Genomic DNA, 15,040 nt, shown 5'->3' with positions numbered 1-15,040 from the left:
GCGGGCGGCTGCGGGGGGACGTACCGCACCCGTGGGGGGTACAAGATTCGCCTGCCCCGGATTCCCGCCGTCATGCCGTCCGGAATCGGCCAACTCCCGCCGTGCGCGGGCATCCGCGTCCGGAGGCGGCACCGCGGCGGCACGGCGGCGGTTCCGGTGGCGGCGAAGCGGCGGTTCCGGCCCGGTCAGCGGATCGTGAAGTGGACGATGTCCTCCAGGAAGGGGATCTCCAGCACGGGTGCGGGCTGCGCCATCAGCGCCAGCAGCACGATCGCCGTGCCCAGCACGCCGTACGTCACCACGTCCGTGAAGCGGGAGCGCACCGCGAGCATCCCCACCGACGGCACGGCCCAGCGCAGCACCGCGCCGGCGAGCAGGGACAGGCCGACGGTCAGCAGGCCCGCGCGGAAGTGGCCGAGCGTCACCAGCAGGCCGGCGGCCGCACCCGCCAGCACGCACAGCAGCGGCCACTGCCGCGCGGGCGCGGGGGCGTCCCCGGGGGCCGCCCGCCCGCCGCCCTCGGGGCGGGCGGTGTCACGGGTGATCAGCGGGAACCGCCGGGACGGGCGCCGGCCGGCGCCGGCACTCCCCCCGGCCTCCCGGGTCCGCCCGGCCTTTCCGGTCCGCTCGGCCCCCGTCTCAGCCGACACGGTCCGCACCCGCGGCGCGCTCGGCCGCCTCCACCACGTTGGCCAGCAGCATCGCCCGCGTCATCGGGCCGACGCCGCCCGGGTTCGGCGAGAGCCACCCGGCGACCTCCGCGACGTCCGGGTGCACGTCGCCGGCGATCTTCCCCGTCGCCGCGTCCCGGCTGACGCCCACGTCCAGCACCGCCGCGCCCGGCTTGATGTGCTCGGGGCGGACCAGGTGCGCCGCACCGGCCGCCGCCACCACGATGTCCGCCCGGCGCAGGTGCTCGCCCAGGTCACGGGTGCCGGTGTGGCACAGGGTCACCGTCGCGTTCTCCGAGCGGCGGGTCAGCAGCAGTCCGATGGAGCGGCCGACGGTGATGCCGCGGCCGACGACGGCCACGTCCGCGCCGTCGATCTCCACCTTGTGGCGGCGCAGCAGCTCGACGATGCCGTTGGGGGTGCACGGCAGCGGGGCCCGCTCGTTGAGCACCAGGCGGCCGAGGTTCGTCGGGTGGAGGCCGTCGGCGTCCTTGGCCGGGTCCATCAGCTCCAGGACGCGGTTGGTGTCGATCCCGCGCGGCAGCGGGAGCTGCACGATGTAGCCGGTGCAGGCCGGGTCCTCGTTGAGTTCGCGGACGACCGCCTCGACGTCCTCCTGGGAGGCGGTGCCGGGCAGCTCGCGCTGGATGGAGGCGATGCCCACCTGGGCGCAGTCGCGGTGCTTGCCCGCCACGTACTTCTGGCTGCCGACGTCGTCGCCGACCAGGAGCGTGCCCAGGCCGGGCTGGATGCCGCGCGCCTTCAGGGCTTCTACGCGGGCGGCGAGTTCGGTCTTGATCGCGGCTGCGGTGGCCTTGCCGTCGAGAATCTGGGCGGTCATGGGGCCATCCTCCCGGATACCGGGGCCCGGTCTCCAATCGCGTCCGCACCACGCGGCGCCCTGGGCACGCAGAGTGAGAAGGACGTCGCGGAACGCCCCGCTCCCCGGTCTGCCGGACCGGTGCGTTGCGGATTCGCCACAGCTCCCCTTCTTGTCTGGACAGCATCACCCCGCACCACCAGCATGGTCGCCGGTGCCGTGCCCGCGGGGGGCCGACGGGTGCGGTGCACGGGGGAGGCACGTTCTCGCACGAACCGTTCCTCACGCGGCGGAGCCGCGGGGGCGCCGCGGTGTTCCTCCGGACGTCCCCCTGGACACCTCCTCGGCCCCGACCGTCCCCGTTTCCCGCCCGCTGGTAAGGAAGAGTTCATGAGCCACCCGCAGGACCCGTACGGCCCGCCGCCGCAGTCCGGTTACGGCCACCCGCAGCAGGGGGTCCCGCCGCAGGGCGCGTACCCCCAGCAGGGCGCCCACCCCCAGCACCCGCAGTACCCTCAGCAGCCCCAGCATCCGCAGTACCCCCAGCAGCCCGGCGGGGCGTACGCCTCCTACTACCCCCAGCAGCCCCACGGCGGCGGCATGCCGCCGTACGCGGGCTGGGGCGCCCGGGTCGGCGCGACCCTGCTGGACGGCCTGATCATCGGCCTGATCCCCGGGATCCTGATGGCCGTCGGATACGGGCAGTTCCTCGGCGCGGTCATCGACGCGGCCGAGAACTGCCCGATCGGTGACACGATCTGCGCGCAGAACGCGGCGGACGTGCCCGGCAGCGCCTGGCCGCTGATCGCCGTCGGCGCCCTGCTCTCCCTGGCCGGCCAGCTGTGGCTGGTCCACAAGGAGGGCAAGACCGGGCAGACCCCGGGCAAGAAGGCCCTGAAGATCAGCGTGCTGCGGGAGGCCGACGGGCAGCCGCTCGGCTTCGGCATGGCCTTCGTGCGCAAGCTGGCGCACTTCCTGGACGGCGCGGCCTGCTACATCGGCTACCTGTGGCCGCTGTGGGACGACAGGAAGCAGACCTTCGCCGACAAGGTGATCAAGAGCGTCGTCGTGAAGCAGCAGTAGTCCCGTCCACCGGTTCCTCCCCCGTTCCGGCGCGTCCCCGCATCCGCCGGGGATGCGCGGGCCGGTACTGGGAAGGGTGCTCCCTGAGGGAGTGGCGCGGCCCGCCCGGCGGGCGCCGCGCGAGGGCGCGGACATCGGGGGCCGTACCGCGGGGGACCGGGGTACGGCCCCCCGGCGTCCGGTCGCCGCACAGACCGCCCGGACGAACCGGAGGAACCGGAGGAGAACGCCATGAGCAGCTCCGACCCGAACACCCCGAACGACCCCTACCGGAAGAACCCGTACGACCGGCCTCCCGGAGGGCAGCCGAGCAACCCGCCGGGCGGGCACTACGGCCCCTTCGGCGGCGCCGAGGAGCACCCGCTGGCTCCGCCGCCCGGCCCGATGGGCTCCCCCACCGGACCGCCCGGGGGGCCGCCCGGAGCGATGCCGGGCAAGGTCAACTCGTCCCGGATGATCTTCTTCATCACCGGCGGGCTCCAGGCCCTCTTCTCACTGCTGGCGATCGTCACCTTCGCCGCGGCCGAGGAGGACCTGGAGGAGACCTACGGTGATCTGGGCGTGGGCACCGGGATCTACTACGCGATGTTCGTCTTCTTCCTGCTCCACGCGATCGCCGGCATCGTCCTGGCCGCGAAGTTCCCGCAGGGCGGCAACGGACTGCGGATCGCGGGCGTCGTCTGGTCGGCCGTCCTGGTGCTGGTCGGCCTGGCCACGCTGCCGCTCGGGCTGCTGTGGCTGGTGCTCGGCATCGTCTGCATCGTGCTGCTGTCCTCCGCCGAGTCGGCGGCCTGGTTCAACCGCCCGCGGACCTGAGACCCGCGGGCCCGAAGGCCGCTGCGGCGGCCCGGGCACACCGCAGGCCGCGCCCCCGCCGGGGCGCGGCCTGACGTGCGTCCACCTCAGTGGAAGAAGTGCCGGGTGCCCGTGAAGTACATCGTCACACCCGCCGCCTTCGCCGCCTCGACCACCTGCTCGTCGCGGACCGAGCCGCCCGGCTGGACGACCGCCCGCACGCCCGCGTCCGCCAGGACCTGGAAGCCGTCGGGGAAGGGGAAGAAGGCGTCGGAGGCCGCGTAGGAGCCGCGCGCCCGCTCCTCGCCGGCGCGCTGGACGGCGAGTTTGGCGGAGTCCACCCGGTTGACCTGACCCATGCCGACACCGACGGTGGCGCCGTCCCTGGCCAGCAGGATCGCGTTGGACTTCACCGCCCGGCAGGCCCGCCAGGCGAAGGCCAGCTCCGCCAGCTCCGCCTCGCCCAGCGCCTCGCCGGTGGCGAGCGTCCAGGCGGCGGGGTCGTCGCCGTCGGCCTGGAGGCGGTCGGCGACCTGGAGCAGCGCGCCGCCGTCGACCGGCTTGTGCTCCAGGCGGGCGGCCGGGGCCTGGGGGCAGCGCAGCACGCGGATGTTCTTCTTGCGGGCCAGCACCTCCACCGCGCCGTCCTCGTAGTCCGGGGCCACGATGACCTCGGTGAAGATCTCGGCGACCTGCTCGGCCATGGCGACGGAGACCGGGCGGTTGACGGCGATCACACCGCCGAAGGCGGACAGCGGGTCGCAGGCGTGGGCCTTGCGGTGGGCCTCGGCGACGTCCGCGCCGACGGCGATGCCGCAGGGGTTGGCGTGCTTGATGATCGCCACGCACGGCTCGGCGTGGTCGTGGGCGGCCCGGCGCGCGGCCTCGGTGTCCGTGTAGTTGTTGTAGGACATCTCCTTGCCGTGCAGCTGCTCGGCGCCGGCCAGACCGCCGGTGCCGTCGCTGTAGAGGGCGGCGGCCTGGTGCGGGTTCTCGCCGTAGCGCAGCACGTTCGAGCGCCGGTAGGCGGTGCCGAGGAACTCGGGGAAGCCGGAGTCGTCGGCCGGGGCGTGGTCGGTCGCGAACCAGGAGGCGACGGCCACGTCGTAGGCCGCGGTGTGTGCGAACGCCTCGGCGGCCAGCCGCCTGCGCGTCGCGAGGTCGAAGCCGCCGTCGGCGACGGCCTTCAGCACCTCGCCGTAGCGGCCGGGGTTGACGACGACGGCGACGGACGGGTGGTTCTTGGCCGCGGCGCGGACCATCGACGGGCCGCCGATGTCGATCTGCTCCACGCACTCGTCCGGGGAGGCGCCGGAGGCGACGGTCTCCCGGAAGGGGTAGAGGTTGACGACGACGAGGTCGAAGGGCTCCACGTCCAGCTCGTCGAGCTGCCGACGGTGGTCCTCCAGGCGCAGGTCGGCCAGGATTCCGGCGTGCACGCGCGGGTGGAGGGTCTTCACCCGGCCGTCCAGGCACTCGGGGAAGCCGGTCAGCTCCTCGACCCGGGTGACCTCCACACCCGCGGCGGCGATCCGCGCGGCCGTCGAGCCGGTCGAGACGAGCTTGACGCCCGCCGCGTCCAGGCCGCGGGCCAGCTCCTCCAGGCCCGTCTTGTCGTAGACGCTGACCAGCGCGCGGCGGACGGGCCGCCTGGTGGCCTCGTGGGTCTCGGTGGTGGTCTCGGAGCCTTCAGTCATGACCGAGAATGACCTTTCTTGCCTCGATGCGGTAGCCGTGGCGGGCGATGCGTCGCACCGTGTCGACGAGCAGCCGCCGCTCGACTTCCTTGATCCGCTCGTGGAGCGTGGATTCGTCGTCCTCCTCCCGCACCTCGACCACGCCCTGGGCGATGATCGGGCCGGTGTCGACGCCGTCGTCGACGAAGTGGACGGTGCACCCGGTGACCTTCACGCCGTACGCGAGCGCGTCGCGCACGCCGTGGGCGCCGGGAAAGCTGGGGAGCAGGGCGGGGTGGGTGTTGACGAAGCGCCCGCCGAACCGGGCGAGGAACTCCTTGCCCACGATCTTCATGAAGCCGGCGGAGACCACCAGATCGGGCTCGTGGGCCGCCACCGCCTCGGCCAGCGCGCGGTCCCAGGCGTCCCGGCCGGCGTGGTCGCGCACCCGGCAGACGAAGGTGGGCAGCCCGGCGCGCTCGGCACGCTCCAGCCCGGCGATGCCGTCGCGGTCGGCCCCGACGGCGACGATCTCGGCGCCGAAGGCGTCCGGCCGCTCCTCGGCGACGGCGTCGAGGAGCGCCTGGAGGTTCGTGCCCGAACCCGATACGAGGACCACGACGCGGGCCGGGGAGTGGGAGGCGAAGGAACGGGAAGCGGAAGCCACGACGAGGCTCTTCTCGGATCTCTCGGTGGGACGGTGCGGCTTTGTACGGTCGTACGAATCCGTGGGGCGGACGAATCCGGGGAACCCTACGAAGCGGCCGACCGTCAGCAACGATACCGGCACACCGGAAGGCCCCCTCGGGACGGGGGGACGGCCGCCCGGTAGCGTCAGGGCCACACATCGGCGAACGGCCCGGGGCCGGGACGACATCTAGGGGAAGACACAGAGCACATGACGGACCGACGACGCCGCGCGGCCCCTGAGAACTCGACCGGGATCCCGGCCGGTACCGCCCCGGGCCCGCTCCGGCCGCGGCGCCCCGCCGGCCCGTCCCCCTCCGACCTGCCTCCCTTCGGCCTGCCTCTCCCCGGCTCGCTCCCCGGCGGCCGGCTCGTCCGCGACCGGGAGGACGACAACCCCTTCGCCGCGCCGCCCGAGGGCCGCCCCGAGCAGCCCTGGCGTCCGCGCGGGTACCGGGGGTCCGACGCGTCCGGCCCCTCCGGCTCGCCGGACTCCCCGCGAGGCGACGGGGGCGGCGACGGCGACGGCCGCGGCGGCGACCGGCCGGAGGGCTCCTCGCCCGACTGGGGCAGCAGGTGGAGCAGCCGCCAGCCGGGCCGCCAGAGCGGCGGTTTCGGCAGCGGCGGCCGTCCGGAGCAGAACGGCGGGCAGGGCGGCGCTCCCGGCGGTATGCGCTGGGACCCGACCGACCCCGTCCAGCGCCGGGCCCGGTACGCCCTGGTCATCGGCGGCTGGGGGCTGATCTTCGCCTTCTTCGGCTTCCCCTGGCTGGCGGTGCCGCTGGGTGCGCTGGCCGTGTACTGGGGCGTCGGCGCCATCCGCGGCAAGCCGGGCGCGGACGGCGGTACGGACGGCGGCGCCGGAGGCACCGGTTCCGGCGCGGAGACCGGCCGGGCGGCCGCCCGGCCCGAGGACGTGGCCGGCACCGACCGTTCCGCCGCGCCGGAGCCCGGCGCGGGCCGGGCTCCCGCCCCCGCCGGCCCGGAGGCCGGCCGCTCGGGCCGACCGCAGCTGGCGGCGGCGGTGACCGGGCTGGTCACCGGGATCCTCGCGCTGCTGATCATCGCCGCGCAGTTCACCGTCCAGCTCGTCTACCGCGACTACTTCGTCTGCGTCGAGGACGCCCTCACCAACGCCTCGCGCCAGGCGTGCGAGCGGCACCTGCCCGAGCAGCTGCGCCCGCTGTTCGGTGATCCCGAACGCGAGGAGTGAGGCGGGGCGCGGTCACGGACGCCACGGCGTCCGCGACGGGCGCGGGGGACCTCCGGTGGCCTCGCGGCCGCCGGACGTCAGCGTCCGCGGGCCGGGCGCAGCCGCCAGGCCCGCATGGCCAGGGCCGCAGGCACCCCCAGGCCTGCCGTCCAGCCCAGCGCCGCGGCCCCGGTGAGCCGCCAGTCCGGTCCGAGACGGGCCAGCGCCCCCGTGCCCAGCGGACCGCCCGCGCACGCGGCCAGCGCCGCCATCGCCGCGCCGCAGCCGCAGGCGGCCAGCGCGACCGCACAGGCGGTCGCCCGTCCGTCCAGTACCGCGGGGCCTCCCGCGGCGGGCACGGCCGCGCGCGCCGCGCACCACGCCGCGAGCCCTCCGCCCGCCAGCGGGACCACGAGCGCTACGGCCCAGGTCGCGGGGGTGCCCGGCCCTTCGGCCGGTACGGCTGCCAGCAGCGGGAAGTCCGGCAGCGGCGGCAGGCCGGTCACGGCCGCGGGGCGCACCGCGCTGCCTCCCCCGAGCGTGAACCCTGGGCCGAGGCCGTACGCCGCGCCCCAGACGGCCGCGTTGGGCGTCAGGGCCAGGGCCAGCAGCAGGGCCGCGGTCAGGCCCGGCCACGTCGGGGCCCACTGTTCCGGCGGCGGAAAGGCGGCCCGCCGAGCTGTGGCCACATGCCAGAGCAGGGCGCCCGCCGCCAGCAGTGCGCCCCCGGCGCACAGCGCCGCGGCCGACGCGGCGGCGCCGCGCAGGGCGGCCGACGCGGCGGCGCGGGTGAGCACCGGCCGCTCCGTCCGCCGGCGCATCCGGCGCATCCGGCGCAGGAGACGCGGCGGGGCATCGGGCAGCGGCCGCCCCAGGCCCGTCCACGTCCCCGCCGTGGCGGCCGCGGCCGCCACGGCGGGCAGGCGCAGCGCGGCGCCCAGCGGATCGACCCGGATGGGGCCGGAGGCCGCGTAGAAGGTGACGGCCGCCGCGACCAGCAGGTACCCGGTGACGATCCAGCATGTGGCACGCCATGCCGCGCCCGTGTCCCCCGCACCGAAACCCGCGCCGGAACCCGCACCGGCTCCCCGGCCGGGGGCGCGGTCGGGAACAGGGCCGGGAACCCGGTCGGGGACTCGTGCGGAGGCCGGCCCCCGGGCCGCGCCGCTGGCCGTGCGGTGGAGCAGCCACACCGGCACGGCGCACAGCAGCAGGGGCACCAGCCCGACCGGCGCGGGGGAACCGCTGAGGGTTTCGGTACGGATGAGGGGGGCACCGTGTGCCAACAGCCAGAGGTCGGCGGCGATGCGCAGCGCGCCGCCGGGACCGTCGTCGGGGTGGGGTGAGGTGATCCACAGCAGCATGACGAGGACTGCGATTCCGCCCAGGCCCAGGCCCGCGGCCATCACACCGTCCAGAAGACGGTCGCGGGGAGGAACCGGCGCATGACGGACGAGCGCGAGGGCATGCGGGGGCGGTGGGGAGGGCGACGCGTCGCGGCGGGTCATGGGATACACGCCGACATGCTGCCAACAACGCCCGATTCGCCCGGGGAACAGGGAAAAAGTCGATGTGTCGCACACAGTACGCTATGCAGTTTTTTCATACAGTGCGGCGGTATGGCATCCATACCGCCGCAATCATGACGACCCGTAGGGGGCGGCCAGCATGACCGAGACACTCTCCCTCCCCGCGCCCGCCGGGGACGCGGCCCCGGAAGCCGACGAGCACGATGAGCCCGCCACCGGGCCGTCGTCCGGGCTCACGGAGACCGCGGACCTCCCCCACCCGGAGGCGGCGGACGGGCCGGCCGAGGCGTTCGACCTGCTGTACGCGCGCCTGGCCCGGCCGCTGATGCGCCAGACGTATCTGCTCACCGGCGACCGGGAACTGGCCGGACGGGCCGTACGCCACGCCTTCCGGCAGGCGTGGGAGCGGTGGCCCGAGGTCGCCGTGGACCGGGATCCGGCCGGCTGGGTGCGGACGGCGGCCTACGACCACGCCCTCTCGCCCTGGCACCGGCTGGACCCCCGCCGCCGTGCGGCCCGGAGGGACGGGGCGGCGAACAGGACGGAGGGCGGGACGGAGGGCGGGGCGAAGGGCGGAAGGCTGCCACCGGAGGCACTGCTGGACCTGCCGCCCTCCTACCGCCGCACGCTGCTGCTCCACGACGGCCTCGGGCTGGGGCTGTCGGAGACGGCCGCCGAGAGCGAGGCGAGCACCGCCGCCACGGCCGCACGGCTGATGCACGCGCGCGAGGCGCTGGCCGAGTACGTGCCCGGCCTGCGCCGTGTCGCGCCGGACCGGCGCAGGGAGATCATCCGCTCGATGCTGGAGGAGCTGGCGGACGCCGGCTCCCTGCCCGGACTCCCGTCCGCCCGTACGGCGCGCGACGGCAGCGAGCGGACGGTGCGGCTGCGGACGGGCGCCTCGTTCGGGGCGACCGCGCTGGTGGCCGCGGCGGCGGTGCTGGCGTCCCTGGCCGGACCGCAGGCGCACGACTCCGCCCGGCAGGCGCCGCGGGAGGCCGGGGCCCCGGCCGTTTCCGAGTCCTCCCCGGGCGGGCAGCAGGACCGGGCGGCCCGCTGAGTGCGGCCTCCAGGGCCCGCCGGACCGCTCGCGGACCCGTGGCCCCGCGGGGGTTTCGTGAACGGCGCGGGCCCGCACCCGGAGCCTTGGGTTCCAGGGTGCGGGCCCGCGCCGGCTGTGGCGGCTGTGCCCGGCCGTGTCAGCCGGCGAGCAGCTCGCGCGCCAGGCGGGCGGTCTCGGACGGCGTCTTGCCGACCTTCACACCCGCGGCCTCCAGGGCCTCCTTCTTCGCCTGGGCGGTGCCGGAGGAGCCGGAGACGATGGCGCCGGCGTGGCCCATGGTCTTGCCCTCGGGCGCGGTGAAGCCCGCGACGTAGCCGACGACCGGCTTGGTGACGTTGGCCTTGATGAAGTCCGCGGCCCGCTCCTCGGCGTCACCGCCGATCTCGCCGATCATCACGATCAGGTCGGTGTCGGGGTCGGCCTCGAACGCCTTGAGGGCGTCGATGTGGGTGGTGCCGATGATCGGGTCGCCGCCGATGCCGACGCAGGTCGAGAAGCCGAGGTCGCGCAGCTCGTACATCATCTGGTACGTCAGCGTGCCGGACTTCGAGACCAGGCCGATGCGGCCCGGCTTGGTGATGTCGGCCGGGATGATGCCCGCGTTGGACTGGCCGGGGGTGATCAGACCGGGGCAGTTCGGGCCGATGATGCGGGTCTTGTTGCCCTTGGAGCCCGCGTAGGCCCAGAACTCGGCGGTGTCGTGGACGGCGATGCCCTCGGTGATCACCACGGCGAGCGGGATCTCGGCGTCGATCGCCTCGATGACCGCGCTCTTGGTGAACTTCTCCGGGACGAAGACGACGGTGACGTCGGCGCCGGTGGCCTCCATGGCCTCCTTGACCGTGCCGAAGACGGGCACCTCGGTGCCGTCGAAGTCGACGGTCGTGCCCGCCTTGCGCGGGTTGACGCCGCCGACGATGTTGGTGCCGGAGGCCAGCATGCGCCGGGTGTGCTTCTGGCCCTCGGAGCCGGTCATCCCCTGGACGATGACCTTGCTTTCCTTGGTGAGGAAGATAGCCATTGTTGTCGGTGTCCTCGTCCTTCGTTACTTCGCGGCCAGCTCGGCGGCACGCTCGGCCGCGCCGTCCATGGTGTCCACCTGCTGCACCAGCGGGTGGTCGGCGTCGTTCAGGATCTTGCGGCCCAGCTCCGCGTTGTTGCCGTCGAGGCGCACCACCAGCGGCTTGGAGACGTCCTCGCCCTTGGACTTCAGCAGCTCCAGGGCCTGCACGATGCCGTTGGCGACGGCGTCGCAGGCGGTGATGCCGCCGAAGACGTTGACGAAGACGGACTTGACGTCCGGGTCGCCGAGGATGATCTCCAGGCCGTTGGCCATGACCTCGGCGGAGGCGCCGCCGCCGATGTCGAGGAAGTTGGCGGGCTTGACGCCGCCGTGGTTCTCACCGGCGTAGGCGACGACGTCCAGGGTGCTCATGACCAGGCCCGCGCCGTTGCCGATGATGCCGACCTGGCCGTCGAGCTTGACGTAGTTCAGGCCCTTGGCCTTGGCGGCGGCCTCCAGCGGGTTGGCCGCGGCCTTGTCCTCCAGGGCGGCGTGGTCCGGCTGGCGGAACTCGGCGTTGGCGTCCAGGGACACCTTGCCGTCCAGCGCGATGATCCGGCCGTCGCCGGTCTTGACCAGCGGGTTCACCTCGACGAGGAGGGCGTCCTCCTTGACGAAGACGGTCCACAGCTTCTGCACGGCGTCGACGATCGCGTCGGCGACGTCGGCCGGGAACTTCGCGGCCTCGACGATCTCGCGGGCCTTGGCCTCGGTGACGCCCTCGACGGCGTCCACCGGGATCTTGGCCAGGGCCTCGGGCTTGGTGGCCGCGACCTCCTCGATGTCCATGCCGCCCTCGACGGACGCCATCGCGAGGAAGGTGCGGTTGGCGCGGTCCAGCAGGAAGGAGACGTAGTACTCCTCCGCGATGTCCGCGGTCTGGGCCAGCATCACCTTGTGAACGGTGTGGCCCTTGATGTCCATGCCCAGGATCTGGCGGGCCTTCTCGACGGCGTCGTCCGGGTCGGAGGCCAGCTTCACACCGCCGGCCTTGCCCCGGCCGCCGGTCTTGACCTGCGCCTTGACGACCGCGCGACCGCCGAGTCGCTCGGTCACCTCGCGCGCCGCCTCGGGCGTGTCGATGACTTCACCGGCCAGCACCGGTACGTCATGCTTGGCGAAGAGATCCCTCGCCTGGTACTCGAACAGGTCCACGCGCGTCCGTCCCTAGTTGTGGTGTCGCGGTTCGTTGTCAGCGTGGGCGTGCCGCGTGGCCGCGGCGTCTGCGGAGCGCGCGGCATGTCCGCCTTGCAGGTTAGTCCCGTCGGTGTGCCCGGCATAAATCGCAGCTCACACCCGTGCGGTGACAACCGTCACAGACACCGCCCTCCCGGTCTGGGTACGAGGTGCCGCGGCGGGGCGGGATCCGGCCGGTCGCCGGGGCCGTCCAAACGAGGTTCCGGTCGGGTCTCCGGGCGGGTTTCCGGGCAGGGACCGGGCCGGAGAGCGGGGCCGGGGCCGGTCAGCCGAGCTGGCGGCGGACCAGCTCGTGGAAGAGGCCGCCGGTGTCGGCGAGCAGATCCGCGGGAGCCCCCTGCTGCACCACCCGGCCGTCCGACATGACGATCACCCGGTCGGCGTCCATGACGGTCGACAGCCGGTGGGCGATGACGACGCGGGTGCAGCGCAGGGCGCGGGTGGAGGCCATGACCACGCTCTGGGCCTCGTTGTCCAGCGCGCTGGTGGCCTCGTCCAGGAAGAGGATGCGCGGCCTGCGGATCAGCGCCTGGGCGATCATCAGCCGCTGGCGCTGGCCGCCGGAGATGGTGCCGCCGCCGTCCGACAGCATGGTGTGCATGCCCATGGGCATGGCCTTGATGTCCTCGGCCAGACCGGCCATGGCGGCCGCCTCCCACGCCTCCTCCGGCGTGAACGGCTCGGCGCCGCGGATGCACTCCAGGATCGAGCCGGTCAGCGGCTGGGCGTTCTGCAGGACGACGCCGCACTGGCGGCGCACGGCCGTCCGGTCCAGGGCCGCCAGGTCCTGGCCGTCGTAGAGCACGCTGCCGGAGACCGGCCGGTCGAAGCCGATGAGCAGCCGCAGCAGCGTCGACTTGCCGCAGCCGCTGGCCCCGACGATCGCGACGAACTCGCCCGGCCCGATCCTCAGGTCCACGCCGTCCAGGACCAGCGGGCCGTCGTCGCCGTAGCGGTAGGTCAGCTGCCGGGCCTCGACGGCGCCGCTCAGCTCGCCCGGCGGCACACTGCCGCCGTCCACCTCCGGCAGCTCGTTCAGGATCGGCCTGACCTGCTCGAACATCGGCAGCACCGCGGCGGCCGAGATCAGCGCGCCGGTCAGCTGGGTGGCCGAGGACAGCATCATCGTCACGGCGGTGTTGAAGGTGAGGAACTCGGCGGCGGACATGCTGCCGCGGGCCGGCCCGGCCAGCAGCATGAACATCGCCAGCGTGCACAGCGGCAGGTAGACCGCGTTGAGGACGGAGACGGCGTTCCTGATCCGGCCGATGCGCCGCTGGAGCTCGCGGGTGCGGGCGAACTCCCGCGCCCAGGCGGCGTAGGCGAAGCTCTCGGCCGCGGCGACGCGCAGCTTGGGCAGTCCGCGCAGGGTCTGGAAGGCGCGGTTGTCCAGCTTGAGCCCGAGTTTCACCAGCTGCCGCTGGTAGCGCAGCTGCCACAGCCCCAGCACCAGGAAGACCGCGGCGACGACCAGCAGCAGGGCGATCGCCGCCAGCGCCAGCGGCACGCTGTAGACCAGCAGCAGGACGAGGTTGACCGCGCCCACGGTGGTCGCCTGCAGGGCCACCGTGCTGATGCCGGAGAGCACCCGGCGGATGGCGCCGACGCCCATGGCCGCGCCGGCCAGCTCGCCGGTGGAGCGGCCCGCGAAGAACGTCGTCGGCAGCCGCAGCAGCCGGTCCCACACAGCGGGCTGGAGCGTCGCCTCGATACGGCCCTCCAGCCGCAGGACGGCGGTGTTCTGCATCAGCATGAAGGCGGCCGAGACGACGCCGGCGGCGATGAGCGCCAGGGCCGTCTGCACGATGAGCCCGGTCTCGCCGCCGGGCACGTACTCGCCGAGCACCTTGCCGGTGGCGATGGGCACCAGTGCGCCCAGGCCGACGGCGACCAGGCCGCCCAGGGCCAGGTCGCGCAGTTCGGCGCGGGTGCCGCGCACGCCGAAGCGCAGCAGTCCGGGCAGGCCCAGCGGGCGGTCGGGCAGCGGGCGGTAGAACATCACGGCGCGCGGCTCGATGCGGGCCGCGCCGGAGGCGCCGACGCGTTCGCGTTCGCCGGTGGCCGGGTCCACCGCCTCGTAGCCGCCGCGCCGCCACAGCAGCGCCACGGGCGCGCCCTCCCCGGACTCCGGTCCCGCCGGGCCCCGGGTGCGGCGGCCCACCAGGGGGCCGCTGTCCTCGCGCCACCAGCGTCCGGTGAGCCTGACGGTGCGGGTGCGCACGCCGGAGGCGATCGCGATGCGCTCGATCGGGTCCGTGCGCTCGGGGACGGCGCCCGCCCCGCCCGCGCCGCCCGGCTCGGTCAGGGTGATGCCGGCCCGCCCGGCCACCAGCCGGCAGACGGCGAGGACCGCGTCGTCGCCCGCGCCGCGCCGGGGGGTGCGGGCGGGGCGGCCGATGGAGGCCAGCAGCGCCTGGTCCGCCTGGGTGCGGGCGGCCTCGCCGGCCTCGATGCCGGCCGCGGTGCGGTCCTCGTGGGTGCGTTCCAGCTCCTCGATCCAGCGGTCCAGGGCGTACAGCAGCCGGTACTGCTGGTCGACCATGCCCTGCCACATCGCCGTGTCGACCAGCAGCGTGCCCGCGGCCTCCGCCTGGTAGGCGGCGCCGTACAGCACGCTGCCGGGGGCGACGTGCATCCACAGCACGTCGTCGTCGGCCGGGTGCCCGTGCCCGTCGGTGGGGGCGGGGCCGTCCAGCGGCGCCTCGTAGAGCACCCGCAGGCCGCGGCCGATGCCGAGCGCGAACGCCTGCTCCAGAGGGCCGAGCCGGCCGGCGGCCTTGTCCCACGGGCCGGTTCCGCCGCTCCCCCAGCCGTCGGCCGGGGCGGCCCCGGTGGCCGCCCCGGCCCACCGGCCCGCCGTCCACTGCCCGGTGTCCCAGCCGTCCGCGCCCCGTGCGGGGGCGGCCTGGGCGGGGTGGGGCAGCTCCCGCAGCTCGACGCGGTGCAGCCGGCAGCCCTCCAGGGGGCGTCCGACCAGGGTGTGCTCGGGGCCCTCGACCGGGCCCAGCAGCAGCGTGCCCGCCCCCAGCCGGCCCAGGAAGTGCCAGTGGCCCGAATTCACCGAGCCGACGGCGAACAGGTCCAGGGCCCCGTCCACGACGAGCCACAGCACGTGCGGGCCCTCCAGGGACAGGCTGCGCACGCCGGCGCAGTCGACCGCCGTGCCCAGCCCGCCCAGGGCCGCGACGACGGGATCGGTGTACTGGGCGTGGGGGGTGTGCTGAACGTACGGGGTGTGCGGCGCCTGGTCCGTGTGGGGGGCGT

Annotated in this window: 12 protein-coding genes; 4 read left to right on the top strand and 8 right to left on the bottom strand. The window is 74.7% G+C overall.

All coding sequences use genetic code 11. The annotated features are described in order from the left end of the window. Positions 1–185 precede the first annotated feature (185 nt). Both L7D48_RS15525 and L7D48_RS15520 read right to left on the bottom strand, forming a co-directional pair. On the bottom strand, positions 186–650 hold the full coding sequence (locus L7D48_RS15525) for a DUF3017 domain-containing protein (RefSeq protein WP_237880031.1): 465 nt from the start codon (positions 648–650) through the stop codon (positions 186–188). Continuing rightward, complete coding sequence (locus tag L7D48_RS15520; RefSeq protein ID WP_237880030.1) at positions 640–1,512, bottom strand: bifunctional methylenetetrahydrofolate dehydrogenase/methenyltetrahydrofolate cyclohydrolase; 873 nt, start codon at positions 1,510–1,512, stop codon at positions 640–642. The genes L7D48_RS15525 and L7D48_RS15520 overlap by 11 nt, the downstream gene beginning before the upstream one ends. Before the next feature lie 369 nt (positions 1,513–1,881). On the opposite strand from L7D48_RS15520, the gene L7D48_RS15515 reads away from it, so the two are divergent. Next, complete coding sequence (locus tag L7D48_RS15515) at positions 1,882–2,574, top strand: RDD family protein (protein WP_237880029.1); 693 nt, start codon at positions 1,882–1,884, stop codon at positions 2,572–2,574. A gap of 231 nt (positions 2,575–2,805) precedes the next feature. Further along, positions 2,806–3,390, top strand: coding sequence for a hypothetical protein (locus L7D48_RS15510; protein WP_237880028.1), 585 nt, complete (start codon positions 2,806–2,808; stop codon positions 3,388–3,390). Positions 3,391–3,476: 86 nt separating this feature from the next. Here the strand turns inward: L7D48_RS15510 and purH are convergent, their stop codons facing one another. After that, a complete protein-coding gene (gene purH / locus L7D48_RS15505; RefSeq protein ID WP_237880027.1) occupies positions 3,477–5,066 on the bottom strand; it encodes a bifunctional phosphoribosylaminoimidazolecarboxamide formyltransferase/IMP cyclohydrolase in 1,590 nt (529 codons plus the stop codon). Further along, a complete protein-coding gene (gene purN, locus L7D48_RS15500; RefSeq protein ID WP_237880026.1) occupies positions 5,059–5,712 on the bottom strand; it encodes a phosphoribosylglycinamide formyltransferase in 654 nt (217 codons plus the stop codon). The genes purH and purN overlap by 8 nt, the downstream gene beginning before the upstream one ends. A 231-nt stretch (positions 5,713–5,943) precedes the next feature. On the opposite strand from purN, the gene L7D48_RS15495 reads away from it, so the two are divergent. Then, positions 5,944–6,945, top strand: a complete 1,002-nt coding sequence (locus tag L7D48_RS15495; protein WP_237880025.1) for a hypothetical protein — start codon at positions 5,944–5,946, stop codon at positions 6,943–6,945. Between the two features lie 77 nt (positions 6,946–7,022). Here L7D48_RS15495 and L7D48_RS15490 read toward each other — a convergent pair whose 3' ends face one another. After that, positions 7,023–8,330, bottom strand: coding sequence for a DUF6350 family protein (locus L7D48_RS15490; protein ID WP_237880033.1), 1,308 nt, complete (start codon positions 8,328–8,330; stop codon positions 7,023–7,025). Positions 8,331–8,592: 262 nt separating this feature from the next. On the opposite strand from L7D48_RS15490, the gene L7D48_RS15485 reads away from it, so the two are divergent. Continuing rightward, the gene (locus L7D48_RS15485) at positions 8,593–9,513 is read left to right on the top strand and encodes a hypothetical protein (RefSeq protein WP_237880024.1); all 921 of its coding nucleotides are present in this window, start codon (positions 8,593–8,595) and stop codon (positions 9,511–9,513) included. Positions 9,514–9,652: 139 nt separating this feature from the next. Here the strand turns inward: L7D48_RS15485 and sucD are convergent, their stop codons facing one another. From sucD to L7D48_RS15470, 3 genes are all read right to left on the bottom strand, one after another. Beyond that, positions 9,653–10,537, bottom strand: coding sequence for a succinate--CoA ligase subunit alpha (gene sucD, locus L7D48_RS15480; protein ID WP_093661514.1), 885 nt, complete (start codon positions 10,535–10,537; stop codon positions 9,653–9,655). 24 nt (positions 10,538–10,561) lie between these two features. Then, entirely contained in the window at positions 10,562–11,734 is a 1,173-nt protein-coding gene (sucC, locus tag L7D48_RS15475; RefSeq protein ID WP_237880023.1) for an ADP-forming succinate--CoA ligase subunit beta, read from the bottom strand. Positions 11,735–12,041: 307 nt separating this feature from the next. Beyond that, positions 12,042–14,954, bottom strand: a complete 2,913-nt coding sequence (locus tag L7D48_RS15470) for an NHLP bacteriocin export ABC transporter permease/ATPase subunit (RefSeq protein WP_237880032.1) — start codon at positions 14,952–14,954, stop codon at positions 12,042–12,044. Positions 14,955–15,040: the final 86 nt, after the last annotated feature.

The sequence above is a fragment of the Streptomyces sp. ICN903 genome (genome assembly GCF_022015835.1).
GTDB lineage: Bacteria > Actinomycetota > Actinomycetes > Streptomycetales > Streptomycetaceae > Streptomyces > Streptomyces fenghuangensis.
This window is presented reverse-complemented; position numbering and strand designations above follow the sequence as displayed.